The 25,674-nt window shown below is 42.4% G+C and carries 20 protein-coding genes; 17 read left to right on the top strand and 3 right to left on the bottom strand.

From position 1 onward, the window contains the following. Nucleotides 1-56: 56 nt before the first annotated feature. Nucleotides 57-1,406, bottom strand: a complete 1,350-nt coding sequence (locus K9E37_RS03580; RefSeq protein WP_248893045.1) for a hypothetical protein — start codon at nt 1,404-1,406, stop codon at nt 57-59. Nucleotides 1,407-1,649: 243 nt separating this feature from the next. Next, a complete protein-coding gene (locus K9E37_RS03585; RefSeq protein ID WP_248893047.1) occupies nt 1,650-2,039 on the bottom strand; it encodes a hypothetical protein in 390 nt (129 codons plus the stop codon). Between the two features lie 391 nt (nt 2,040-2,430). Here K9E37_RS03585 and clpB point away from each other — a divergent pair, with 391 nt between their 5' ends. The 10 genes from clpB (at nt 2,431) to K9E37_RS03635 (ending at nt 13,895) form a co-directional block, all read left to right on the top strand. Beyond that, nucleotides 2,431-5,025, top strand: a complete 2,595-nt coding sequence (gene clpB / locus K9E37_RS03590) for an ATP-dependent chaperone ClpB (protein WP_116994957.1) — start codon at nt 2,431-2,433, stop codon at nt 5,023-5,025. Between the two features lie 294 nt (nt 5,026-5,319). Continuing rightward, nucleotides 5,320-5,481, top strand: a complete 162-nt coding sequence (locus K9E37_RS03595; RefSeq protein WP_004136515.1) for a hypothetical protein — start codon at nt 5,320-5,322, stop codon at nt 5,479-5,481. Nucleotides 5,482-5,507: 26 nt separating this feature from the next. Continuing rightward, nucleotides 5,508-6,275, top strand: coding sequence for an ABC transporter ATP-binding protein (locus K9E37_RS03600; protein ID WP_004136514.1), 768 nt, complete (start codon nt 5,508-5,510; stop codon nt 6,273-6,275). Nucleotides 6,276-6,933: 658 nt separating this feature from the next. Next, the gene (locus K9E37_RS03605) at nt 6,934-7,899 is read left to right on the top strand and encodes a hypothetical protein (RefSeq protein ID WP_248893049.1); all 966 of its coding nucleotides are present in this window, start codon (nt 6,934-6,936) and stop codon (nt 7,897-7,899) included. After that, nucleotides 7,889-8,620, top strand: coding sequence for a hypothetical protein (locus tag K9E37_RS03610; RefSeq protein ID WP_248893051.1), 732 nt, complete (start codon nt 7,889-7,891; stop codon nt 8,618-8,620). The genes K9E37_RS03605 and K9E37_RS03610 overlap by 11 nt, the downstream gene beginning before the upstream one ends. A gap of 54 nt (nt 8,621-8,674) precedes the next feature. Beyond that, entirely contained in the window at nt 8,675-10,015 is a 1,341-nt protein-coding gene (locus tag K9E37_RS03615) for a DNA recombination protein RmuC (RefSeq protein ID WP_004105862.1), read from the top strand. 57 nt (nt 10,016-10,072) lie between these two features. Continuing rightward, nucleotides 10,073-10,921, top strand: coding sequence for a type I phosphoribosyltransferase (locus K9E37_RS03620; protein ID WP_248893053.1), 849 nt, complete (start codon nt 10,073-10,075; stop codon nt 10,919-10,921). 43 nt (nt 10,922-10,964) lie between these two features. Then, entirely contained in the window at nt 10,965-11,771 is an 807-nt protein-coding gene (locus tag K9E37_RS03625) for a TrmH family RNA methyltransferase (protein ID WP_076002563.1), read from the top strand. 145 nt (nt 11,772-11,916) lie between these two features. After that, nucleotides 11,917-12,909: an ATP-binding cassette domain-containing protein gene (locus K9E37_RS03630; protein WP_004110073.1), complete on the top strand. Its 993-nt coding sequence runs from the start codon at nt 11,917-11,919 to the stop codon at nt 12,907-12,909. Continuing rightward, complete coding sequence (locus K9E37_RS03635; RefSeq protein WP_076002565.1) at nt 12,906-13,895, top strand: ABC transporter permease subunit; 990 nt, start codon at nt 12,906-12,908, stop codon at nt 13,893-13,895. The genes K9E37_RS03630 and K9E37_RS03635 overlap by 4 nt, the downstream gene beginning before the upstream one ends. Nucleotides 13,896-14,743: 848 nt before the next feature. Here the strand turns inward: K9E37_RS03635 and vly are convergent. Continuing rightward, complete coding sequence (gene vly / locus K9E37_RS03640) at nt 14,744-16,294, bottom strand: cholesterol-dependent cytolysin vaginolysin (RefSeq protein ID WP_248893054.1); 1,551 nt, start codon at nt 16,292-16,294, stop codon at nt 14,744-14,746. Between the two features lie 498 nt (nt 16,295-16,792). On the opposite strand from vly, the gene gatC reads away from it, so the two are divergent. The 7 genes from gatC (at nt 16,793) to rho (ending at nt 25,656) form a co-directional block, all read left to right on the top strand. Continuing rightward, a complete protein-coding gene (gene gatC, locus K9E37_RS03645; protein WP_004105888.1) occupies nt 16,793-17,089 on the top strand; it encodes an Asp-tRNA(Asn)/Glu-tRNA(Gln) amidotransferase subunit GatC in 297 nt (98 codons plus the stop codon). 4 nt (nt 17,090-17,093) lie between these two features. Next, a complete protein-coding gene (gene gatA / locus K9E37_RS03650) occupies nt 17,094-18,635 on the top strand; it encodes an Asp-tRNA(Asn)/Glu-tRNA(Gln) amidotransferase subunit GatA (RefSeq protein WP_004110065.1) in 1,542 nt (513 codons plus the stop codon). Between the two features lie 32 nt (nt 18,636-18,667). Further along, nucleotides 18,668-20,167 (top strand): Asp-tRNA(Asn)/Glu-tRNA(Gln) amidotransferase subunit GatB, encoded by a 1,500-nt coding sequence (gatB, locus tag K9E37_RS03655; protein ID WP_076002567.1) that lies wholly within the window; start codon nt 18,668-18,670, stop codon nt 20,165-20,167. A 256-nt stretch (nt 20,168-20,423) separates the two neighbouring features. Next, nucleotides 20,424-21,332, top strand: a complete 909-nt coding sequence (locus K9E37_RS03660) for a GNAT family N-acetyltransferase (protein ID WP_076002568.1) — start codon at nt 20,424-20,426, stop codon at nt 21,330-21,332. Further along, complete coding sequence (locus K9E37_RS03665; protein ID WP_004105898.1) at nt 21,332-21,646, top strand: DUF2469 domain-containing protein; 315 nt, start codon at nt 21,332-21,334, stop codon at nt 21,644-21,646. Before K9E37_RS03660 ends, K9E37_RS03665 begins: the two co-directional genes overlap by 1 nt. 91 nt (nt 21,647-21,737) lie before the next feature. Next, nucleotides 21,738-23,357, top strand: coding sequence for an NAD(P)/FAD-dependent oxidoreductase (locus tag K9E37_RS03670; RefSeq protein WP_012913735.1), 1,620 nt, complete (start codon nt 21,738-21,740; stop codon nt 23,355-23,357). A 337-nt stretch (nt 23,358-23,694) separates the two neighbouring features. After that, entirely contained in the window at nt 23,695-25,656 is a 1,962-nt protein-coding gene (rho, locus tag K9E37_RS03675) for a transcription termination factor Rho (protein ID WP_004110057.1), read from the top strand. Nucleotides 25,657-25,674: the final 18 nt, after the last annotated feature.

Here is a 25,674-nt window from a genome sequence, read left to right on the forward strand (position 1 = left end):
GTCTTATTTGTAAGACACCCCTAAGTTTTTCCATAAACTGTAATTTAGCAAATCGTCTACATTTGTGGATTAATTGCAAAATCGCTGAAATGACATCCATCTACTTTCCCAGCAAGAAGATTACTTGTTGTGTTATCAAAATGCACGGTTTGTTGTAGTTTAAAATTCTTTTTGTTAAGAAAATACAATGTAGATTGTGGTGTCTTTTCTCCATTTGCGTTATCTAAAATTGCTATAGCATTTTTAGTGGTTTGCATCCAATATCTTTTTGGATTGAACTTGCTTGAAGTATTTACTGGGATGGTAAATGTAATTTGCGTTTTCCCAGTAATTGTATTAATTTTATACAGCACGCCTGTGCCTTGGTCGAGTGCTAAGAGCTCGCGATCATTTAGCATTGTCCTATTCCCATATGAAATATTTTCAAAATCGTGTTTTTCCCCATAGTTATAGGCTATGCGCTTATTTTGCAAGGTTAGCGGTATAAAATCGAATTTTCCTGATTGCGTATTCCACCGATTAATACCGTACGTGGTGAAAGTGAATTCAGGATTGTCTTTTTTATATTCCGTTGTGTCTCCAATCGAAATGATGGTGTTGCGAATGCAAGGAGCTGTGTCGTTTCCTATCGTAGAAAAACTATGTACCGTCGTTTCAGAATTTTTGAGTATATGTTTTATGGGTATTGAATCTTGGAGTTTTTTTATTACGAATCCATTTGTTCCATTAAAACTATTAGTTCCATTGTCGCTGGGGCTAATGGTGTACGTGCCACTCTCGCAAGCGCTCGATACATCATATATACGTGATTGCATAATATCTGTATGTCGCGGTTTGCCAAGGGTAATACTATTGAATTCGAGTTGATTTTTCCTAGTGCGAGTAAAACCGTGGTCAAGAACACTAATAACTTCGTGCTGATTATTTTCAAAAATTCCAGCTTGTGCAGCAGGTAATTTTTTGTGATGTTTAATTGCAATACGCATGTTACTTTTTTGGGCAAGGAAATAATCAAATTTAGCGTCTACGAAATACAAACCATCAGTGTTCCATAATATGCTAGGAGATTCAATGGCATAAGTGGTAATAGTTTGAGAAGTTCCATCGTTGTTGAGTAATACGATGAATCCATCTCGCTTCTTCTCTTTGCCGGCAGTCATGTCACCTATTGCCACAGCGCCAACGGCATGTGAAAGATTTGCTTGTTTATAACTAATTTGTGTAGGCATCTGCTGCCAAAACAGTAGAAACAATATAGCTGATGCGATGACGGCGGCAGAAAAGCATAGTAAAACAATAATTATCTTCTTGCTTAATTGTTTCATCTTGTCATCAAAGCTTTCTGTATGTTGTGGCTTTTGTTGTTTTTTCAAGATCCCAAGGCCAGACGAGTTCATCGTTGCCATCGTCAATGTCTATTCCAGCGCCATATTTATAAGAAGCCCAGACTAATTGCGCGCAATGTAGTCCTCCCCAGTCGTTTTTATTCGGTTGCCAGAAAGCATCATTATATCCACGACCGATATAAGTTCGAGCTCGATCTGTAGCTTTTGCTCTATTGGCATTAGATGTATTAACAGAACGTATTATTGCTCCTGGAGCTACAAGAGTCTTGAAAGCTAGTTTTTCTCTAGCTACTTCTCCTGATCCTACTGCCTCAACAATTTTATTTTTTGCGAGTAAATGCCTGTGTGACCATGTAGTCCTGCAGGAGTGAAATAAAAATCACCACGATGTTGAGCGTTTGGTAGCGCTATAGTTGTTTGGCTGGAAGATTTATCTTGTTGGTATTTATTGATATTTGGATTTTGCAATAATTCCATTTCTGCATCGAGCGCTTTTTCTTTGCTCCAATGATGATATTGAGCTATTTCTTGCACGCTTTTATCTAGCTTTTCTTTATTTACGTAATAGGGTAACGCATTTGCAAAATCTGATAATTTATCATCATATGATTCTTTGGCAAAAGCGGAAGATGTAGGCCATAGTACGCATAAAACAGCTGCAATTGTAATTGTTTTAAAAAGTTTCTTATTCATAATAGCCTCATTGTTATTGTGGATAATTTTACCTGTAATATGTCGCCGACGATATATTTATATTGTAGATTATTTGCAGAAGTCAGTCTATAAAATATTCGTAAAACATTGCAATTTCACCTTAAATATGCAACATGTGATTGATTTTAGGAAATAGCCCTTAATCTTGATTTCAAAACTTGAGTCTAGTACACTCAAGTTTTAGGAATAAAGTTATAGGAAAATCTGTTATACGTATCAGATACATGAAAGTGAAAGCTCGTTAGAACTCGAAAGTATTGTCAAAAAGCTTGAAGTTGCAACGAAAGTTGCAATAAAAATTGCAATAAAAGTTGCAGCGATTTGACTTAACTGAAATGGTTTCTACAGCTTTCGTGGAAATGAGGTAGATATGGAACAAAAGTTTACAACCTTAGCGCAAGACGCATTAAGTGATGCTGTGCAAAGTGCAGCGGCTGCTGGCAATGCGCAAGTTGACACTTTGCATTTGGCGGATGCTTTACTTCGCCAAGAGCAGGGCGTCGTTCGCGCGCTTATTGCTCAGGCGGGGGCGGATGCGCAACAAATCGGTGCTGAAATTCGTAATGCATTAGTGGCATTGCCTTCATCTACTGGTTCAACTACAACTAAGCCAGATGCAAGTCGTCAGCTTTTGGCTGCGCTAAGCCAGGCAGAAAAAGAGATGCGCGCAATGGGAGACGAATACGTTTCTACGGAGCACATGCTTATTGGCATGGTTGCTAGCGAACCAAACGCTGTTGCGGATATTTTCAAAAAGCACAACGTTTCCGCAGACGTGTTGCGTAAGGCTGTGCCAACTGTGCGCGGTGGCGCAAAAGTGACAAGTCCGGATGCTGAAGGCAACTACAAAGCGCTCGAAAAGTATTCTGTTGATATGACTGCGCGCGCTCGCGAAGGAAAGCTCGACCCAGTAATTGGACGAGACCAGGAAATTCGCCGCGTGATTCAGATTCTTTCTCGCCGCACGAAGAACAATCCTGTGCTAATTGGAGAGCCGGGCGTTGGTAAAACGGCAGTTGTAGAAGGATTAGCTCAGCGAATCGTTGCAGGGGATGTGCCTATGACTTTGCAAAACAAGCGTCTTATCAGTCTTGACTTGGCTTCGATGGTTGCAGGTTCGAAGTATCGCGGCGAGTTTGAGGAACGCTTGAAGGCAGTGTTGAAGGAAATTCAACAATCAGACGGTCAAATTATTACGTTTATTGACGAAATTCACACTGTTGTTGGCGCGGGATCTGCAGAAGGTTCAATGGATGCTGGCAATATGCTTAAGCCAATGCTTGCGCGCGGTGAGCTGCGCTTGGTTGGCGCGACTACGCTTAACGAGTATCGTGAGCATATTGAAAAGGATTCTGCGCTTGAACGCAGATTCCAGCAAGTGTTTGTTGGCGAGCCGTCTGTTGAAGATACTGTGACGATTTTGCGCGGACTTAAGCAACGTTACGAAGCACACCACAAGGTGACGATTAGTGACGATGCAATCGTAGCTGCAGCAACGCTTTCAAACCGCTATATTACCGGTCGTCAGCTTCCAGATAAGGCGATTGATTTGGTGGATGAAGCGGCAGCTCACTTGCGTATGGAGCTTGATTCTCAGCCAGAAGAAATCGACGAATTGCAGCGCAAAGTTACGCGTCTTGAAATGGAGGAAATGCAATTAAAGAAAGCGGAAGATGCTGCTGCTAAAGAACGCTTAGAAAAGTTGCAAGAAGAATTAGCTAACTCGCGTGAAAAGCTTACTGGATTGAAAGCGCGTTGGGATGCTGAAAAGGCTGGTCATAACAAGGTTGGTGATTTGCGAGCGCAACTCGACGCTAAGCGCGTAGAGGCCGACAAATTCACGCGTGAAGGCAATTTGGAACAAGCAAGCCGTATTTTGTATGGCGAAATTCCAAGCATTCAAAAAGCTTTGGAAGAAGCGGAGTCCGAGGCTGCTAATGCTAAGAGTGAAGCGAAAGAGCCGATGGTTCCAGACCAGGTTGATGCTGATTCTATTGCAGGAGTCGTTAGCGAATGGACGGGCATTCCTGTTGGTCGCTTGATGCAAGGCGAAAATGAGAAGCTGCTCAACATGGAAAAGGAGCTTTCTAAGCGTGTGGTTGGTCAAAGTGAAGCAATTCAGGCTATAGCGGATGCTGTGCGCAGAAGCCGCGCTGGAATTGCAGACCCTAATCGCCCAACTGGTTCCTTCTTGTTCTTGGGTCCTACTGGCGTTGGTAAGACGGAGCTTGCGAAGGCTCTTGCTGACTTTTTGTTTGACGACGAGCGTGCAATGGTTCGCATTGATATGAGCGAGTACATGGAAAAGGCTTCCGTTTCGCGTCTAATCGGTGCTGCTCCTGGTTACATTGGCTACGAGGAAGGCGGCCAACTTACTGAAGCCGTGCGTAGGCGCCCGTATTCTGTAGTGCTTTTTGACGAAGTTGAGAAGGCACATCCAGAAGTATTCGACGTTTTGTTGCAGGTTTTGGACGATGGTCGTTTGACTGACGGACAAGGTAGAACAGTTGATTTTACGAATACGATTTTGATTATGACATCAAACTTGGGTTCGCAATTCCTTGTGCAAGAAGGCTTGGACGATGCTGCTAAGCGCAAGGCTGTTATGAACGCTGTTCACGCTGAGTTTAAGCCAGAGTTCATCAACCGTTTGGATGAACTTGTTATGTTCCATCCGTTGAGCCGCGAAGAGCTTGGCGGAATTGTGGATATTCAAGTTCGTCAAGTGGCTGCGCGCTTGAGCGACCGCCGTATTAGCTTGGATGTGAGTGACTCTGCTCGCGCTTGGCTTGCAGAGCATGGCTACGATCCAGTTTATGGTGCTCGTCCTTTGCGCAGATTGGTTCAAACGGAAATTGGCGACCAGCTTGCGCGATTGTTGCTTTCTGGAAAGGTGCATGATGGCGCTCGCGTAGTTGCAGATTGTGAGAATACTAGCGACCATGTGACCCTAAAGATTGCGTAGTGCCTGCATTCTTTAATGTAGTCAAATAATGTAGTCAAATAAAACAAAGCGTGCTGTTTGTTGGATTATTCCCCAGTAGACAGCACGCTATTTTTTTATCTAAATAAAAAATATTTGTAGAATGAACTTGAAATAAAAAGGTGGAATTCCCCCTTAATTTTTCGAGTTATTGCTGATAATTGGCATTATCGAATATGCGTATCTTTTAAAATTTTAATTGGTTTTTGTAAAAATCTATTTTTTTTATATTGAATTATTATAAAATGCGTGTATGTATTCAAGGCTGAATACGTTATGAAGCAGATTGAAAATGGAGATACGAATATGTTCGCAAAGGAAGGATTTGCAATAGTTGCGCGTTCTACTATTGCTTATGCTATGCCAATGTCAGCTTATGCTCAGATGAGTGGTTCTGTAGTTGGAATAGACAGAGAAAATATACGAAGTTGTAGGTAAGTAGTCTAGTTATTAAGTGGTGAGATATGCAAGAATCATATACGTGCTCAGATGTGCAACTTGTTAATGTGAATTTTTCGTATGGGAAAAAACAAATTTTGCATAATCTTTCTATAGATTTATCTTTTGGCATATGTGGTCTTTTGGGGCCAAATGGTGCTGGGAAAACTACTCTGCTTAACGTTATAGCGACGATTTATGCTCCCTCTAGTGGGAAACTTTTTGTTCATGGCTTTGACGTAACTGATCGTGCGGAAAGGGCTAAAGCTCGGTCAAATATTGGTTATTTGCCACAATCATTTGAACTTATGAATGCATCGAGTGTGTTAAAAAATGTTCAATATGCCGCATGGGCGCGAGGTCTATCGTGGAGTGCTGCGTATCAAGCTGCTTGGAATGCTCTCAAACAGGTTGGCTTGGAAAAACAAGCACATCGCATAGTTGCAAAAATATCAGGAGGTCAGCGTCAGCGTGCTGGTATTGCTTGTGTGATTGCTAGTCAGCCTGCAGTACTAATACTTGATGAGCCTACTGTTGGTTTAGATCCTGAGCAGCGTATTGATATTCGTAATTTTCTTAAGTCTTATTCGCAAAAGCATACTGTTATTGTCAGTACACATTTAGTAGAAGATTTAGCAGTAATTGCGGATCGGGTTATAGTTCTTAATGAAGGAATTATATTGCTTGATGGGAAAATGGATAATCTTCTTCAATATGCTAATCGTGAAGATCTTATGGTAACTCCATGGGAATCAGGGTATAGGCATTTGCTATCTAAATTTCATAAAAATTAGTAGTAGCAGTAACTAGATATGTATAGTTTCTTATTTCGTTAATGTGGTAGCAAGTAGGGATGTGATTAAATATGCGTCAATATTCTAACTTTTTAACTGAATTCAGATTTTTTACGAAAAGTCATAAGAAGTGCACAATTATTTCACGTATTATGTACCCATTATCTCTAATAAGCAGTTGTATTTTTAGCTTATTTTTGATTGCATATCCTATTTTTTTGGGTGTGGCAAATTTTTTAGCGCATAATAATAATTATGCGCTTTGGTTAAGAATTGATGTCACGTGGATGCATTGTTTGTCTGATATTGTTGCTTGCATTTTTGGCGCATGGTGTTCATGTAAAGCTTGCTCGCCTAGATGTTTGGTTAATTCTGCGTGGTGTGCAGGAAAATCAGCCAGTCGTTACGCTATTCCTATACTAAAAGGCGCTATACTGTGCAGTTTGTTATATTGCGTAAGTATATTGCCAACAGTAATTCAGAGTGATGTAAATATTACAAATTTTCCGTATTTTCCACTATTATGTGGAGGACGCCAAGTGCATTTTTTGCAATTGGTTTTGCTTTAGGAGTAATTATTGGCAATCGTTGGGCAATTGTATTCTCAGCTTTATTATCTTTTGCAATAATTTGGTGCTGTATTTATGGTGTCATTATAATGCATAATGGCACCATACCTCAGGGAGATATTTTTCCTAGATATTGGGGTAGTAGTTTATATGCAATACTTCCAGTGTCGGATGCTGGTATTGGTGCTGAGCCTGGTTTGCGTATGAACCCATGGTTGGTGACTTTGCGCATATTCTTTGTGTGTGTTGTTATCGTTTCATGCATTCTTTGTTGCGCGCATATTAGATATTTTTGGCAAAAGGGATCTTATTGGTGCATAAAAGCAATAAGTATTTCTTTAATTATGCCAATAGTATGTGCTTGTTGTATAGCTATGTGGGGTCCAAAACCTTGGATTCGCTCTGGACCTTTTGTGCCTCAGTGTACGACGTTTAAAGATACTGCTTTTTCTGTTTGTGTACATCCTGAAGAAGCTTATATTCGTAAACTTCGTGCTGTTAAACATTTGAAAACTGTTGCTTCTTGGTTTCCTAAGAATCAGAGAGATTCGCAAGGCAAAGGAATTGTGCTTGTGCTTGGAAATGCATTTACTCCAACAAATACTGAAAAATCTTGGAATCTTACTAATAGTGGTTTAATAAAGTTACGTAATCTTAAAGCTACTGTTATTCAACAACAAACAGATACATTTGTTAGGCGTTCTGAGAAATATGGTGATATGACTGGTATCGCTCAAGAAGTGTTACAAAGATTTGTGCCTGCAAAATGTGCATCAAGTGCTATGAAAGAAGTATATGTAAAAAAGAATCTTGATTCAAACGCTTCTGTTACAGCATTTTTGCTTGCTCAGCTTCCTTCTCGTATAAGTAATGATGTGTATGGGTCATATGGATTTATTACAGGTGAAGCAAACGATAAAGTGGCTATGAGTATTAATAATGCTGATGATGCTAAGCTGAAACAATTTGTAAAAAATCATGTTAAAGAACTTAATCAATGTCTCATAACTCCACAACAAGTCTTATCGGAACTTGGTGATAAGCATGAAAAATAATTTTCGCGCTTGGCTTGAAGGTAGGCATTATATTGTTGCAATCGTTGCAATTTTATTGTCCGTAGTCCTTCCCTCTTTAATGCTTGTTATATTCAGATCATTTGTAACGCAGTTGCCAGTTTATGTTGGTTATATTTGTTTGCCGGATTCTGCTAATGTGCATAATGCGGTAGAAGGTATAACGTTTCAATGTCAATCTGGTAGTAGTGTTGTTAATTTTGTTGTTCCTCTGTATGAAGTTATTGTAGTTGGGTTTATTGCCGCGGCATTCGTTTGTCTTGCTCCGATTATGGTATCGTGGGAACGTTTCGTGATGAAAAGGTTGCGAATATATGCATTGAGTGCTGCTTTATTGTGTTTGTTTGTTTCATTTGGCGCTTCAGTGTTAATTGTTCGTATAATTGATTTGCAGTTATTGAGTACATTGCAGATGATTTTAGGTAATGCTTGGATTGATATTGTGCTCATAATGATTGGATTAGCCTGTTTTGGAAGGTTTTACGGCCTTGCATTTGGTGTCTTTTTAGCGGTGATGAATATTGCCACACAAGGTTTGCAAAGTAAAATTGGATTGATTTTGCGATGGTATCCTTCTGGAACTTTGCCTGTAATTCCTGGACAATCCATATTGTTATACGTCATTGTTGTTCTTACTGTAATTGCAGTTTGCCTATGGAGCGGCACGTGTGGACGTGGATTGCTTTATTTTGAACGTACTTAAAAGACGTGTTTAATTATATTTCAAAAGTCAACTCAATAGTGTTTAATAGAACGTATGTTCGATAATATTGTGATGTTTGTTTTAATGGTGGTTGCTGTTGTAATAACCGCCATTGTTGTGCTGGCTATTGTTAAGCACAATTCTGGAACGCAAGGCGCTAATGGCGTAAACCAGCGCGAATTTAACGAATTGCGCTCGCAGTATGAACAAGCGCGCGCTCAAGCTCAAGAAAATGGCAATCAGGCTATACGCTATCGCACGCAAGCAGAGCAGCTTGCTGAGCGATTAAAGTTTGTTGAAGCAGAACTTGCTAAGGCGCAGCAGGCAGAGCAATTGCGAGTGAATCGCGAAGAACAATTGCGCGCAGAGCGAGAAGAACGCGAACGGTTAAATCGTGAAAAAACTTTGAAAGAGCAAGGTAAAGTTTTGGAAGCGCTTGCTCCAGTAAAAGACAATCTCGAAGCATTGAAGAATAAAGTTTCGCAGATTGAAGAAGGGCGTAAGCAAGAAATGGGTGTGCTAAGCACTCAGCTTAAAGGCCTAAGTGAGCAGCAAACAAGGCTTGACCGCGAAACAAGTTCGCTTTCTGCAGCATTGCGAAATAATAAGGTTCGCGGAGCTTGGGGCGAGGCTCAACTAAAGAATATTGTTGAATCTGCAGGCTTGCTTGAGCATGTTGATTTTGATACGCAGGTTGTTGTAACTGGAGTAAATGGCGAACAGCAGAGGCCAGATATGGTTGTGCATCTGCCAGGAGGCAAAACAATTCCAGTTGATGCAAAAGTTCCGTATGCGGATTATCAGCGCGCTTGCGAAATCCCAGATAACGCAAGTGACGAAGAATTAGCTAGAAGGAGCGAGCTTCTAAAAGCGCATGCTAAGGCTTTGCGAGAGCATGTTAGAGTATTAGGGGCTAAAGCGTATTGGCAGGCTTTTGAAACAGCACCAGATTTTGTAGTTGCATTTATTCCAAACGAAGCATTGCTTCAGGCGGCTCTTGAAGCGGATCCAACGCTTATGGATGATGCTTTTGCGCAAAAAGTAGCACTCACTTCACCAGTTACTTTGTGGGCCGTGCTTAAGTCTGTTGCGTACGCATGGCAGCAGCAAAGTCTTACAGATGATGCAAAAGAACTTTTCGATTTATCTCGAGAATTATATGATCGCTTTGCGGTTCTTGGGGAAAATGCTTCAAAACTTGGCGTATCTTTGGCAAGAACAGTTGCAGCTTACAATAAGTTTGCTTCTTCGCTTGAGTCGCGAGTGTTGGTAACAGCGCGTAAACTTCAGAAGTTAGATCAAAGTAAAGTTATTGCTTCAATAGATCTTATAGATTCCGATAAAGCTGATGTTAAAGAGCTGAGCGCTCCGGAAGTATCAGTAGAAGATCGTTAAGCATAAAAACATTAAAGCATCAAAAATTGAAGAACTCTAACGCTAAGGAGTGCAAAAATGGCAGAATTACAAGAGGAACGCGCTGAGCTTAAACGCATGCTTTGTGCAGATATGATTGCGAAACCATTTAGTGAACTGTTTTCTGTTACATTTGCTCAGCGTGGCTCTAAGCTGGTTGGAGATGTTCTTTTTGACGCAATTGAGAAAGCTGGGTATTCGTTAGAACGCGATGTTGACGCTGTTGGCGCGTTAACTGCTGCTGCGGTGCCGATGGTTTTTGCGCTTATTCATGCTGCAGAACGTAAAGGAATTGCACTCGACGGCTTTGTTATGGATTTTGTTTTTCCTGCAACAAAAGGCCCGTCAGTTAAAGGCAAGCGAGTGCTGTTGCTTGACTCTTGGCTTTCTGAAAAATCGTATGTTCAAACTTCTTCGCTTGTGACTTTACGACACGGAAATGAATTAAGTCTTGATTTTGGCATTGTTCATCAGCAAGGCGCGCAAATTCTTGCTATAGTTGCATTAATTGGTGGTGTTGACGCCGACGAACAAGGCACAAGGCATCTTCAATTAGTAAATCCAATAAGTGAGGAGAGTACTAAAATGGCATTTGTTCAAGCTTTCGATGAAGAAGAATTACGTGCAGATGCAGATCACGACGATTGCTGCAACGACAATTGCTGTGGCGGTCATTGCAAGGTAGAGTGCACTGGTGATTGTGCTCATGATGGTTGCACTGAGCCTTGCTGTGAAGATAACTGCTGTGGCGGTCATTGCAAGGTAGAGTGCACTGGTGATTGTGCTCATGATGGTTGCACTGAGCCTTGCTGCGAGGATAACTGCTGTGGTGGCCATTGCAAGTCAAGTTGCACAGGTGATTGCGCAACTGACGGCTGCCAAGACTAGCTGCAATACTAAGCAAAAGTATTAAACGGAGCAAAACTCACGCATGCACGAACCGAATCCAATTACTTTGGCTGCAAAAGCTTCCGATGAGCCAGAATTCCGACCTATAGGAGTTGGCCCATGGGAAGAAGAACATCCAGGTGAGCCTCGTCCAGATAATCCAGAATCGCCAAATTATGATGCGCGGTTTAGCACTGAATTACTAGACGAAGGCGACCAGCGTAACGTCTTAGATCGCTACAGATACTGGAAAGTAGAAGCCATAAAAGCGGATCTCGATTCTAAAGGCCGTCATGAGTTTGAAGTAGCTGTAGAAAATTGGACTCACGATTTCAACATAGGCTCTATGGTTCGCACTGCGAACGCGTTTACTGCGAAAAAAGTGTATATCGTAGGGCCTCATAAATGGAATCGTAAAGGCTCATTAATGACTGAGCTATACCAATACGTTGAGTGCTGCCCAACTATTGAAACTCTAGTAACTAATTGGCGCGAAAATATGCTTAAAGAAGCAGAAGAAGCGCATCAATTTTTGCTTAAAGCACAAGCAGAAGGCAATAAAGAAGCCGAAAAAATCGCAAATATTAAGGAACAAGACGCTAAAAACGCTCGCGTTATAGCGCTAGATATTATTCCAGGTGCTGTTGCTATGGAAAACTACAAGTTCCCTAAACGTTGTCTTATGCTTTTTGGTGCAGAAGGTCCAGGTCTTTCTAAAAAAGCACTAGAGATGGCGGATGACGTTGTTTATATTTCGCAATTCGGCTCTGTTCGCTCACTAAATGCAGGAGCTGCTGCAGCTGTTTCTATGCACGCGTGGATTGCTCAGCATGCAGTACCAAATTGCTGAATCTTAATAAAATATTAATTAGAATTTCGGTAGCAGAATTTTGTCAGCAGAATCTCATCAGCAATATTAGTTAAAACGTAGCAGCTTGTACTTATAAACGCTTACATTTAATGTGTATTTTTTTTATTTGTGATATTGTTAATTTATGTTAGAATTTCAACATATTACAAAGCGTTTCGGCGCAAAAACAGTGCTTAACGACGTTTCTTTCGTCGCCGAAGACGGTAAAGTCACGGGCTTTTTAGGTCCTAATGGCGCTGGTAAATCTACCACCATGCGTTGCGCGTTAAATCTTATTCACGCCAATAGTGGCACTTCTCTTATTGACGGAAAACCTTACGCAAAAATCACATCCCCAATGACGGAAGTTGGCGCGGTTCTTGATGCAAAGTCTGCTCACAGAGGTCGAACGGCTTACAATCACCTGTATTCATTGGCTTTAACTCACGGAATATCAAAGAAACGTGTCGATGAAGTCATTGATATTACTGGTTTGACTAGTGTAAAAAATCGCAAGGCAGGTTCATTCTCGCTTGGCATGGGTCAGCGTCTTTCCATTGCTGCGGCTCTTTTAGCAGATCCGCACAATCTCATACTTGACGAACCGGTTAACGGCTTGGATCCGGAAGGTGTTAAGTGGGTTCGCGAATTATGCAAGTATTATGCAAGCGAAGGCCGTGCAATTTTACTTAGTTCCCACTTAATGAGCGAAGTTGCTCTTACTGCAGATAATCTTGTGATTATTGCGCACGGAGAAATTTTGGAGCGCACAACAGTACAAGATTTTGTTAATGCACATTCTCAGCACGCTGTGCGACTTGTAACTCCAGAAGGTGAAAAACTAAAGCAAGTGCTTACACAAAATCATCCCGAATGCAAGATTTTGCCTGATAAGCGCACGCCTCAAGACGCTCAAGAAGGCGAACTTTTTAAGGTAACAGGTTGCGAGCTTAATCAACTTGCTCGCGAAATTGCAGATAATCAAATTATGGTTTACCAGCTAAATCAAGAGCACGCATCGCTTGAGGAAGCATATTTGGCTCTTACGCACGGTCAAGAGCAGTACGTAACAAAAGCATTGCCAAATGCTACTGCTGCGACTGGAACGCAATATGCAGATGGAGGAAGCGCAAAATGAGTGAGCAAATTAATCAATCTGTTAATCAATCTGTTGATCAAGCAACAAGCAACTCTTACAAAACCGGCAGAAGCATGAACGCTCAGCACCTACGTCTTACATTTATGCACTCTCTTAAATCTGAGATGGTTAAGTTGCGTGGGCTTGCATCCACTTGGTGGTGCATGGCATTGGCCATTGTTTTGCCTGTAGTTTTCAGCTTTATTATCGCGATTGTGCAAAAAGCAATATCTAAAGTTGACTTTACTAAACAGGGTGCGTCTGCTAGCAAATCAAGCGGTGCAGTCACCATGGGGCCGAGCGATAAAAGCAGCCTTATTTCTTCTCAAGAAGGTATTTTCAACTTAGTTATTAGTTTTGCCTCTATATCTTTGATTGTTATTGCGATTTTTGCAGTGCTTGCTATAACAGCTGAGCATTCCACAACTTCAATTCAAGCTTCGCTTACTTCTGTACCTCGAAGGGGTATGTTCTTTACCGCTAAGTTTGTTGCAATCGCAATCTACGTTTTTGTGGTACAACTTATTGCAATGGCAGTTTCATTAGTTGCTGCAGAATTAGCATTTATGGGTGAGAATATCTCAGGCTTGTCTGGAAGTAGAACATGGCAATTACCTCTTATGCTGTTCCTTGGATCTCCTGTAATTATGGTTGTTGTGGCAGCAATGGCGTACGGCTTCGGCATGATTTGCAAGTCAACTGCTGGCGGAATTATGTGCGTTATTGGAGCTGTGATGATTTTGCCTACTGTTCTTAGCATTATTGTGATTTCAAGTGGTTTTGCAAAATGGACTTTAGTGCTTACTCAGCTTTTGCCAGCCACAGCTGTAAGTCAGTTCTTGGGTGATTCTTCTAGCTCTAACGGAAAATTCGCATCAAATGTAAATGTTGCTTTCGAATGGTGGCAGTCCGGTTTGGTAGTTCTCGCTTGGGCTGTAGTCATGTACGCAATTGGCTACGTTATTGAAAAGCATCGCGATATTTAAACATAGTAAGTATAAATAAAATAAGCCCTGTTCAATTGCAATCATTACTGAGCAAGTGAGCGGGGCTTATTTGTTGCAACTATTTGCCGATACTAATTTCTAATTCTTCTTCTTGCTAGAAATAGAGCACCCAGCTGCAAATAACGCGATAGCCCAAGCAGCCATAGTAATAATAGATGGCACTAATTCTGGCACTAAGCTCATTGTGTATTTTCTTGAGAATCCTAATCATCTTGTTTCTTTTTAGCAAATTGAGGATGAGCCAATATATGAAGTATCAGGCAATGGTAGCTCGGTAGTAGGCTTAGCATGTTGTGGTTGCGCATGCCGGTTGATATTTCTTTGATTTTCATATTTTGCATAGAGCTGATTCCGGCAATATCCATAATCTCTGATACGCGACTTTTTGGAATTTTACAATATTTTGCAACGAATGTGAGCTTTTTATAGAACTAGTATTTCTATAATTAGCTTTTAAATCTAATACTTTGCCGACTGTTTTTATTGGGGAATTAAGCTTTTTGTATGGGACGCCGTCGAATAATACTTCACCTTCATTGGCTTTTATGAGTCCCAATGCGCAATATAGCGCAGTTGATTGAACCGTTAGGGCCAACAAATCCCGTAACTTTGCTATCTTCTGCTACAAAAGAAATATCATTGAGTACTTGCTGTTTTATAGTACTTGGATATATTTTGTATCTCTAACATAACTAAATCCTACTGCGAAAAATGTAATAGAAACCCTATTTGTGTAAAAAATTAAGGACTTTATCTCGTAACTGGCTACAAGATAAAGTCCTTAATTTTTTCAGTTTTATTTATTTATGCTCAATTGCAATATGAGTTCAGTCATTCTTTACAGTTTCAGCAACGTGAGGCCACAAGGTTGTGCCCCAGTTCTTGATTGTGCGCTGACGAACCAACGGCAAATCAGTACGGTTGTACACTGTACGCCATGGTTCCCATACCAAGCCGGTCTTTTCTTCCAACTTAATGCGAAGATTGCGCACATTGCCCTTGAACTGAATCGTTGTGCTGAAGTGAGCGGTACGATACTTGCCGTTTCCTTCCCAAGCGCGAGAACGTACGTATGGAGTTCCGTCGATATCAGTGCCGTACTCATCCCAGTAGACGTAGTAGCGAGCTACATAAGCTCCACGGTGATCCAAGGTCAAATAACCGTCACGGTAAGCAGAAACCTTAGTCTCAACATAATCGCTGTTGCTCTGGAGAGTTGCTACTTCGTTATCTTTTACGAAGGAAGTAGTGTAAGCGATTGGAACAGCTGGGCTAGAGGTGCTCAAATTTGCACCTTCCTGAATCAAAGCCTTCAGCGTATCGATATTGCCGGTAATAACCTTTGCTGCGCCGTTAGCGCTGCCGCCGAGAATCACTGCAGTAACAGAAGTATTCTGGAGAATGCGATGGAATTCGGTGTTTGGCTTAATTTCTACGCCCTTAATTGCCGCTTCTACTGCAGCCTGGAAATCAGTGCTCTTGCTGGTGGTATCGAACTTTACGTACATTGAGCGACCATAAGCTACGTTTGACACGTAAACTGGTGGGCGTTTGCTGTCAACGCCACGGTTCTTCAAGCTTTCTGGCGTAGTGCATGGAGCAAAGAAATCTGCTGGGCTATCTGGAGCGTCGACGCTTACTGTGTAGTAAGTTTGCTTGAAGTTCACAATTTGAGTCTGCTTCTCACCCTTGTGTACTGCATCGAAATCAATCTTCAGCGGTACGCCAATCTTTGCAAAATCAGCACCAAACTTAGCCTTGAGCTGGTTCATGCTCTGTGCGCTTGCGGAATCATACTGCATACGAGCTGCCACATGATGGCTTGCTGCATATTGTGCATTCCACTTAGAAACTAAACCGTTAACTGCTGAAGTAACGGAGCTCTTGGTTGGATGTTGCACAGTTACAGCACTCTCGCCGCCGTGGAAGCCTGGCAAATCAATGCTCAAAGTTAATGGTGCGCGATTTGCTGAAATCAAGCTTGGCATGTTATCCATCAAATTCTGGTCAGCGCGGAATAATGCACCAGGATACACGCGATCATTGTTGGCCGAAGTTACCGACAAGTTTGACGTTGTATTGGTGATGTTCTTCTTCTGATGCTCAACAACAACGAATTCGCCGTTCTTGTTGAAGCTGTCGCTGGAGAATTTATTGTTAATTGTTTCGCCGTGACGTGCGAGAATATTCGTTTTATCGTAATGCAAATCCCACAAGTAGTTGTTCAGCGAGTCCTTGCTGGCTGCGCAAGATGCAGCTGGTGCAGAAGGCTTTGCAGAAGAATCTGCCATTGCTGGAACTGCTAAGCATTGTGGAATAATAGTCGCGCCCGCGAGCAACAACATTGCTGCATTACGGTAGAACTTTGTGCTCTTCATATGTATCCTTCGATTTTTATTAGATTTTATTTCAAATTATTTTTTCAGTGAGATGCTGCAAATACGTGCTTCAGTGCATATATATGCTTCAGTGCATCAGCTTCAGCTTCTCACATCACACGATTATTACACACTTTTTATTTATGCGATAATTGTTTAAAATAATTTTTTAAGTTTCAAACAAAAGTTTAAATAATGCTGAAATACCAACACTTTTTTGTTACGTCAGTTTTGTCGTTTCGGCGTGTTGACAGATAAAATGAACGGATTTTACGTATTTTGATTCGTGATAATTTTGTGAAAATATATGCAAAATATTTGTGCAAGTATTATTTAGTGTTACACATGCGCAATTTTTAATTGCTTCAGTCTTAAAGAATTAATTTGTAGTACTTTCTCAATAAAACAAAATAATCAACAAATAATTCTCATAAAGCTTTTATCCACATTGCTTTTTTCTACTAACGAAGGTCACGTATCACACATATAGTTGAGGTTATGCCTACATTCACACGCGAAGAAATTGAGCATTTGGGCGTTTTATCCCAGATTGCTTTAAGCGACGAAGAAATCAGTCGCTTGCAAGGCGAATTGAACGTCATTGCAGAATCTATTAATAAAGTGCAGGAAGTTGCTGGCGAAGATGTGCCACCTACTGCAAATCCAGTGCCTTTGGAAGCTTATTTGCGTCCAGATGAGCCTGCTACACCTTTGACTCAAGAAGAAGCTCTTTCGGATGCTCCTAGAAGTGAGTCTGGCATGTTTGTAGCGCCTCGAATTTTGGGGGAGGAATAAAAACATGACTAATACTCAAGATTTGGTAAAACTTTCTGCTGCCGATATGGCAAAGGCTGTAAAAGCTAAAGAAGTTTCTAGCCGTGAACTTGTTGAAGCTCACTTGGCAGTCATTGAATCTGCAGAGCCAGAAATTAAGGCATTCTTGCATGTTTCTGCAGATATTGCTCTCGAGCAGGCAGATGCTTTTGATGCTAAGAACGCTAATGGTGAGACTGAAGGCTTGCCTGAGCTTGCAGGCGTTCCAATTGCAATTAAAGACATGATTGTCACTAAAGGCATTCCAACCACTGCAGCATCGAAGATCCTCGAAGGCTGGGTTCCACCTTACGATGCTACTGTTATTGAAAAGCTCAAAGCAGCTGGCATGCCAATTCTCGGCAAGACTAATTTGGATGAGTTTGCTCAAGGTTCTTCTACAGAACATTCTGCTTATCAAACTACTTGCAATCCTTGGGATACTGAGCGTGTTCCTGGTGGTTCCGGCGGCGGTTCAGCTGCAGCTGTTGCTGCATTCGAGGCTCCTATTGCTTTGGGTACAGATACAGGTGGCTCTATTCGTCAGCCAGGTGCTTTAACTGGTACAGTCGGCGCAAAGCCAACTTATGGCGGTGTTAGCCGTTTTGGTGCAATTGCTATGGCAAGCTCTCTCGACCAGATTGGACCTGTTTCTCGTACCGTTCTTGATTCTGCGCTTTTGCAGGAAATTATTGGCGGTAACGATAGGCGCGATTCTACTTCTATTCCAGCTCCTGTTCCTCCAATGGCTCAAGCTGCTCGTGAGGGCGCTCGCCGTGATTTGAAGGGCTTGAAGGTTGGTTTAGTTAAAGAGCTTAGTGGCGACGGATTCCAGCCGGGAGTTGAAGCACGCTTTAATGAAGCTGTGCAATTGCTTAAGGATATGGGTGCAGAAGTAACAGAAGTCTCTTGCCCTCATTTCCCTTACTCTTTGGCTGCTTACTACATTATTATGCCTTCAGAAGTTAGCTCTAATTTGGCTCGTTACGACGGCATGCGCTACGGTTTGCGCGTAATGCCGCCAGCAGACAAGCCTCAGACTGCTGCAAATATGATGGCTGCAACTCGTGAAGCTGGTTTCGGTGACGAAGTAAAGCGCCGTATTATTCTCGGTACTTACGCGCTTTCCGCTGGCTATTACGATGCTTGGTATGGTTCTGCACAGAAAGTTCGTACGCTTATTATTCGCGATTTCGAAGAAGCGTTTAAGAAAGTAGATGTTCTTATTTCTCCAACAAGCCCTACAACGGCATTTAAGTTTGGTGAGAAGATGGACGATCCGCTTTCTATGTATATGAACGATATTGCTACGATTCCTGCAAACATGGCTGGAGTTCCTGCTTTGAGTCTCCCAGCTGGCTTAAGCGACGACGGTTTGCCTGTTGGCATTCAGATTATTGCTCCGCAATGCCATGATGAAAAGATGTACAAGCCTGCAGCAGCGTTGGAAGCTGCTCTCGAAGAGCAGTGGGGCGGCTCAATCTGGAAGTCGCTTAAGGCTGGCTGGCTCGATTCATTGGCTAAGTAAAGTTAAGCAAAGCTTAAGTAAGAAGGATTCTCATGGCTGAAAAACTTATGAAATACGCCGATGCTGTGGAGCAATTTGACCCAGTTTTCGGTTTGGAAACTCACGTTGAGCTTAGCACGCGCACAAAGCTGTTTTGCCCAGCGGAAGTGTCTTTTGGTGGCGAGCCAAACACTCAGCTAACTCCTGTAAGCCTTGGTTTGCCAGGCTCTTTGCCAGTTGTAAACAAGACTGCAGTTGATTATGCAATTAAGCTTGGTTTGGCATTGCATTGCGAAATTGCTGAGTGGAGCCAGTTCGCTCGTAAGAACTACTTCTACCCAGATATGCCTCGCGATTATCAGATCTCCCAGTACGATAAGCCTACTAATGGCAACGGTTACTTGGATGTTGAGCTTGAAGATGGAACCGTGTTCCGCGTTCCGATTGAGCGCGCTCACATTGAAGATGATGCTGGTAAGAATACGCACGTTGGTGGTGCTGACGGCCGTATTGAAGGCGCAAATCATTCTTTGGTTGATTACAATCGCGCAGGTGTGCCTTTAATCGAGATTGTAACTAAGCCAATCGAAGGCGCTGGCAGCCGCGCTCCAGAAATCGCAGGCGCATACATGCGTGCTATTCGCGATATTGTTCGCGCTCTCAACATTTCTCACGCTCGCATGGAGCAGGGCAATATGCGTGCTGACGTGAACGTTTCGCTCCGTCGCAAGCCAACCGATCCATTTGGTACGCGTTCAGAAACTAAGAATGTGAACACATTCCGCGGAATCGAAAAGACGCTCCAATATGAGATTCGTCGTCAAGCTGCTATTTTGAGTGAAGGCGGCGAGATTTTGCAGGAAACTCGTCACTGGGATGAGGCAACTCAGACTACTGCTGGCGGTCGTGTGAAGTCGGATGCTGACGATTATCGCTACTTCCCAGATCCTGATTTGGTTATGCTTCACATCACTAAAGAGCATATTGAGCGCATGAAGGCGCAAATGCCTGAAATGCCTCGCGAGCGTCGTAACCGTTTGCAAAGCGAATGGGGTATTAGCGATCTTGAAATGCGAGATATTCTTAACGCGGATGCTCTTGATTTGGTTGAAGAAACCGTTAAAGCTGGTGCAACTGCAGCAGGTGCTAAGAAGTGGTGGCTTGGTGAGCTTGCTCGCGAAGCAAACACTCGTGGCGTGACTTTGGAAGAATTGCCTATTACTCCGCAAGATGTGGCTGAAGTTGAAAAGTTAATTGCAGACGGCAATCTTAACGATAAGCTCGCTAAGCAAACTGTTGCATGCGTTTTGGCTGGCGAGGGTAAACCTGATGAAGTTGTTAAGAAGCACGGATTTAAGGTTATGAACGACGACGGTGCTTTGGAAGCTGCTGTTGACGCTGCTCTTGCAGCCGATCCTGAAGTTGCCGAAAAGCTTAAGTCTGGAAACATGAAGCCGATGGGTGCAATTATTGGCGCTGTCATGCGTGCGACTAAAGGTCAGGCTGATGCTAAGGCTGTTACTAAGATTGTGATGGCAAAAATCAAAGGCTGAAAAGTGCCGTAAAGGCTGAAAAATTTAATATTTGATAACGCTAATGTATAAACGTAAAAGCGTAATCAATATTCAAAAGTAAGTGCTGCGTACTTGCTGCATGCTCAAATCAGATTTGTTTGTGTAGCAGGTGCGCAGAATTTACTATTTATCAACATTGCGAGGCATTTTTCGTCTTCGGGATTATCATATATTATGCGACATGAGAATTATGCGAAGGGCTTAATTCTCAAAGGCACAATACAAGTAGGTGACTATGCAACAAACCAATGATGGTGTTATTAACTCTCGCGAGTTACCAAAATCTATAGTAATTCCTCAAATTCGTGGAGAGATGGCGCACCTTCGTCCAGCTACGTGCGATGATTTTCAAAGAATGGATGATTTGTGCGCATTTGATGGTGCTGCAGTTATTACTGGAAAGGATGCTAATTCAGAGCGTTCTATGGTTCATTCGTGGGTTGAAAGCTCTATGCAATGGACTAAAGATAGTCTTATTGGCGAAAATCCTTCTGAATCTTGTCGTTTTGCTGGCGATGTTCAATTGCGTCACACTATTGCGTGGGCGATTGTTCCTGATGTTTTGGATGATTCAAATAACGCTTCCGGCGACATTATTGGCATGATTTTCCTTATAGATATTGACGGATGGTCTCGCAGTGCTCGAATTCAAGTTGTTTTAGGCAAAAATTATCGAGGAAGAGGCTATTCGCGCGATGCGATGCCTAGAGTTATGACTTATGCTTTTGCATCAGAGCCGACTGGTCTAGGGTTGCATAGAATTTGGGTGGGAGTTCCGGCAACTAATACTCGTTCGCTTTCGGTGTATCAATCGCTTGGCTTTGTAAAAACAGGCACTGCGCGCGATGCATTATGGGATGCCCAGAATCAAAAATATCAAGATTTTGTTGTAATGGACACTCTTGTAGATGAATATGATGCTATTCGCTCGCTAGATGCTTTTGGGTTACACGTTATTGAAGAAAATCCTGGTGTAATTGAAGCTTTGAGTGCGCATGAACATTCTGTGGCTATACCTGTGCATCGTGATAATCTTGATGAAGCATGGCCGTACAATGTAAACGTCTCTGAAGGAAGTTCATCAAAAAAAGCTTGGTGGCGCATTATAGGTCGTGGACGCAAACGTAATACGGAAGGTAAGTAATGAGCGCCGAAGATCTCGACAACTATGAAACCGATGCAGAACTTGCGTTATACAAAGAATACCGTGATGTTATTAAGCTTTTTACTTATGTTGTAGAAACAGAGCGACGATTTTATTTAGCCAATAAAGTCGATTTTAATGTGCGTTCAGCAGGTCAGGATGTTTATTTTGATGTTCAACTTACGGACGCTTGGGTATGGGATGTTTACCGCCCTTCGCGTTTTGTTAAAAATGTACGAATAGTAACTTTTAAAGATGTAAATGTTGAAGAAGTACAAAAAACAGACATTGACATTCCTGAATCTATCGCGTGATGCGCGTATGCTCAATAAGGATGTATAGGAATTGCTTACCTAGCACGCAAAGTGTTTTCGTAAAAATTTGATGTATTAAGATGGAGGACAAGTGACGGATACACAATCCCCAAAGGAATCTGTGGTAATTATTGGTGGTGGTCCGGCAGGGTTGACGGCAGCCTGGGAACTCGTTAAGGATGGCGGATCCAGCCGCTACGACGTAACAGTACTCGAAGCCACGCGTGAATTTGGCGGCATTTCGCGTACTGTGAAGTATAACGGCAATCGTATGGATATTGGCGGTCATCGTTTCTTCTCAAAAGATGACCGTATTATGCAGTGGTGGCGTGAAATGCTACCTCTCCAGGGTGCGCCTTCATATGATGATAAAAAGCTTGGTCGTCATCATGATTTGGAAGCAGGTGGACCTGATCCTGAAGTTGAAGATGAAGTGATGTTGAAGCGTCATCGCGTTTCTCGTATTTTCTGGAATCATCATTTCTTTGATTATCCAATTTCTCTTTCTGCAGCAACCTTGCGTTCTATGGGCTTTATCTTGACTATGAAGGTTGGCTTCAGCTATTTGTGGTCTATGATTCACAAGTTGCCAGAAACTAATCTTGAGAATTTCTACATTAATCGTTTCGGCAAGAAACTTTATTCCATGTTCTTTGAGGGCTATACAGAGAAGCTTTGGGGTAGGCATCCAAGCCAAATTTCTGCCGATTGGGGTGCTCAGCGCGTTAAGGGCTTGAGCATTGTGGAAGTGTTGAAGAACGCTTTTTCCAAGCTTTTCCCTAAGAAAAAAGGCAAGGAAAAGGAAGTAGAAACCTCATTAATTGAGGAATTCTGGTATCCAAAGCTTGGTCCTGGTCAGTTGTGGGAAACGGTTGAGCGTCGTTGCCGCGAAAACGGTGCTACTGTGCGCACAGACGCAAAGGTAGTTGCTATTAAGCAAGCAGACGGAAAGATTTCCAGTGTTGTAGTTGAAGATGCAAATGGAGAGCGTTCAGAATTGCACGCCGACCAGTTTATATCTTCTATGCCAATTAAGGATTTGGTAGCTGCTCTTGAGCAGGGTGCAAATGGTGACGAAAAGGCTGAAGTTCCAGCAGAAATGCAACGCGTTGCCAAAGGTTTACCTTATCGCGATTTTGTGACTGTAGGCTTGCTTGTTAAGCGCGTGCGTCTGCGTAATACTACCACTATTCCAACGCTTGGTAATCCTCCTATTGTTCCTGATTGCTGGATTTACGTGCAGGATCCTGGATATAAAGTCGGACGTTTGCAAATCTTCAACAACTGGAGCCCATATCTCGTTAAGGATGTTGATAACACTGTTTGGATTGGTCTTGAGTACTTCTGCGACGAAGGTGACGACTTCTGGAATATGAGTGATGATGATGCTCGCAAGATGGCTATTGACGAGTTGACTCGTATGCAGGTTATCAATGGTGAGGAAGACGTTCTTGATTCTCACCGTGAGCGAGTTCCAAAGGCATATCCTGCTTACTTTGACACATACGCTCAGATGCCTGAATTGATTGATTATCTTGATGGCTTTGGTAATTTGTATTGCGTTGGTCGTAATGGACAGCATCGTTATAATAACCAAGATCATTCAATGGCAACTGCTATTGAGGCTGTAGAAGATATCCGAACTGGAGAAACTTCTAAGAAGAACGTGTGGTCTGTTAATACTGAAAAGTCGTATCACGAAAAGAAGTAGTAATTAATTCTCGTATAAATTTGAGCGTTTGATTTTAAAGCGCAAATAATTTAGCGATATAGCGTCAATAATACTGGGTGTTACCCAAGTTATTGGCGCTTTTTGTTTATGTGAGTAGCTCTTTAAAAACTTTATAGAAATTGCAATAAAATACTAAATACTATGGCGCGTCGCATTGTACAGCGTCGTATAGCTGTAGTAGCATACATAATGTTCGTTGTTATGTACATATGAATTGTTATGAAATAGCAGCGAGTTCGTGACGGATTTTTCCGTAATCTTCCATGTAAAGACTTGCCGGGTCTCTATTCCGTGCGAGTTAAGGAAAGGTAAAATTGTGGCAACAGGCCAGAATCTTGAAAAAATGAAGCTTTCAGAATTGAAAGATCTTGCGAAACAAATGGGTTTGCGCGGTACATCTACAATGCGTAAGCCTGAGTTGGTGGCTACACTGACGGCTGCTCGTAATGGGGGAGAAGCGCCTGCAGGTGTAAGTGTTCGTGTTCCTCGTGATGTTGTGAATGCTAATAAAACTGCAGATACTAGTACAGATATAGAAGATGTTAGGTCATCGAAAGACAATAGTGATTTAGAAGCGTTAGAAGTTTTGGTTCCCAATGCTGCTTCAGATCGTCGCTATAGAGACGAAGAAGATTTTGGGAATAAAAATTATCGACGCGATGCGAATCGTAATAATACATTCCAGCGTCGTCGTTCCTCAGAAGATCGTAATGATAATCGCGATCGTAGAGAAGATGGTATGGATTCGCATGAGTTGGATCAAATTTTGGCAACATTGCCTGGTGAAGATTCTCATGCAGAGGGTGAACCGCGTCGTCAGCGTGTAGCTTCTCGTGACTTTGATAGAGAAGAACAACAAAATCGTGCTGATCGTTTCCAGCGTCGTATGCGCGGTCGTGCACGTGATTACGATGAGTCTCGTTCAGATTATTCAGATCGACAGAATCATTCAGAACGCATGAATCGAGTAGAACGTGAAGATCGTGATGAACGTCGTGCTGAGCGTGGAGAACGTCAAGATTGTAACGATCGCAATGTTCGTCTTGATCGCGATGCACGCGATGCTCGCGAAGAGCATGATTTACGTGAGTCTCGTCGTGAAGAGTCTCAGGAAGAGCTCGTGCCAGTAGCTGGAATTGTTGATGTCTTAGAATCTTACGCATTCGTGCGCACTTCTGGTTATTTGCCTGGTCCTAACGATGTTTATGTTTCAATGAGCCAAATTAAAAAATATGGCTTACGCAAGGGTGATGCAGTTCAAGGCTCCATTCGTGCTCCTCGCGAAGGCGATCGTCGAAATCAGCGCCAAAAGTTTGTTCCTTTGCAAACAATCGATAGCATTAATGGAATGAGCGTTGAAGAAGCTCAGTCTCGACCGCAATTTGCTAAGTTGACGCCGTTATACCCACAAGAGCGTTTGAAGCAAGAAACTACTCCGAATCGCATGTTGGGACGTGTTATTGATTTAGTTGCCCCAATTGGTAAAGGTCAGCGCGGTTTGATTGTGTCGCCACCAAAGGCTGGTAAAACCATTACTCTTCAGAATATTGCAAATGCAATTACTACAAATAATCCTGAAGTGCATCTTATGGTTGTGCTTGTCGATGAGCGTCCAGAAGAAGTTACCGATATGGAACGCACTGTGCAAGGCGAAGTGATTTCTTCTACATTCGATCGTCCTGCAACGGATCACACTACTGTTGCTGAGCTTGCTATTGAGCGCGCTAAGCGTTTGGTTGAGCTTGGCCAGGATGTTGTGGTTTTGCTTGATTCTATGACTCGTTTGGCTAGAGCCTACAATATTGCTGCTCCTACTTCTGGTCGTATTCTTTCCGGTGGTGTTGATGCTCAGGCGTTGTACCCACCAAAGAAGTTCTTCGGTGCTGCTCGAAATATTGAAGACGGCGGCTCTTTGACGATTATTTCTTCTGCATTGGTTGAAACCGGCTCTAAGATGGATGAAGTAATCTTCGAAGAGTTTAAGGGCACTGGAAATATGGAATTGCGTTTGAGTAGAGATTTGGCTGATAAGCGTCTCTTCCCAGCAGTAGATATTAATGCTTCTGGAACTCGTCGCGAGGAGTTAATTACTCCAGCTGCAGATTTGCCAGTTATTTATCGTTTGCGCCGTCTCTTTGGTGGTCTTGAGGCAGAGCAAGCGTATCAGACTTTGATTCCTCGATTGAAGAAAACTGCTTCAAACCGTGATTTCTTGGCTGCCATAACTCAACAAACTGGCACTGCTACGAATAATTCTTCTTCTACGACTATTGCGTAGTTCTTATTTCGTAAGGAA

The organism is Gardnerella swidsinskii, from assembly GCF_023277705.1.
Taxonomy (GTDB): Bacteria; Actinomycetota; Actinomycetes; order Actinomycetales; family Bifidobacteriaceae; genus Bifidobacterium; species Bifidobacterium swidsinskii.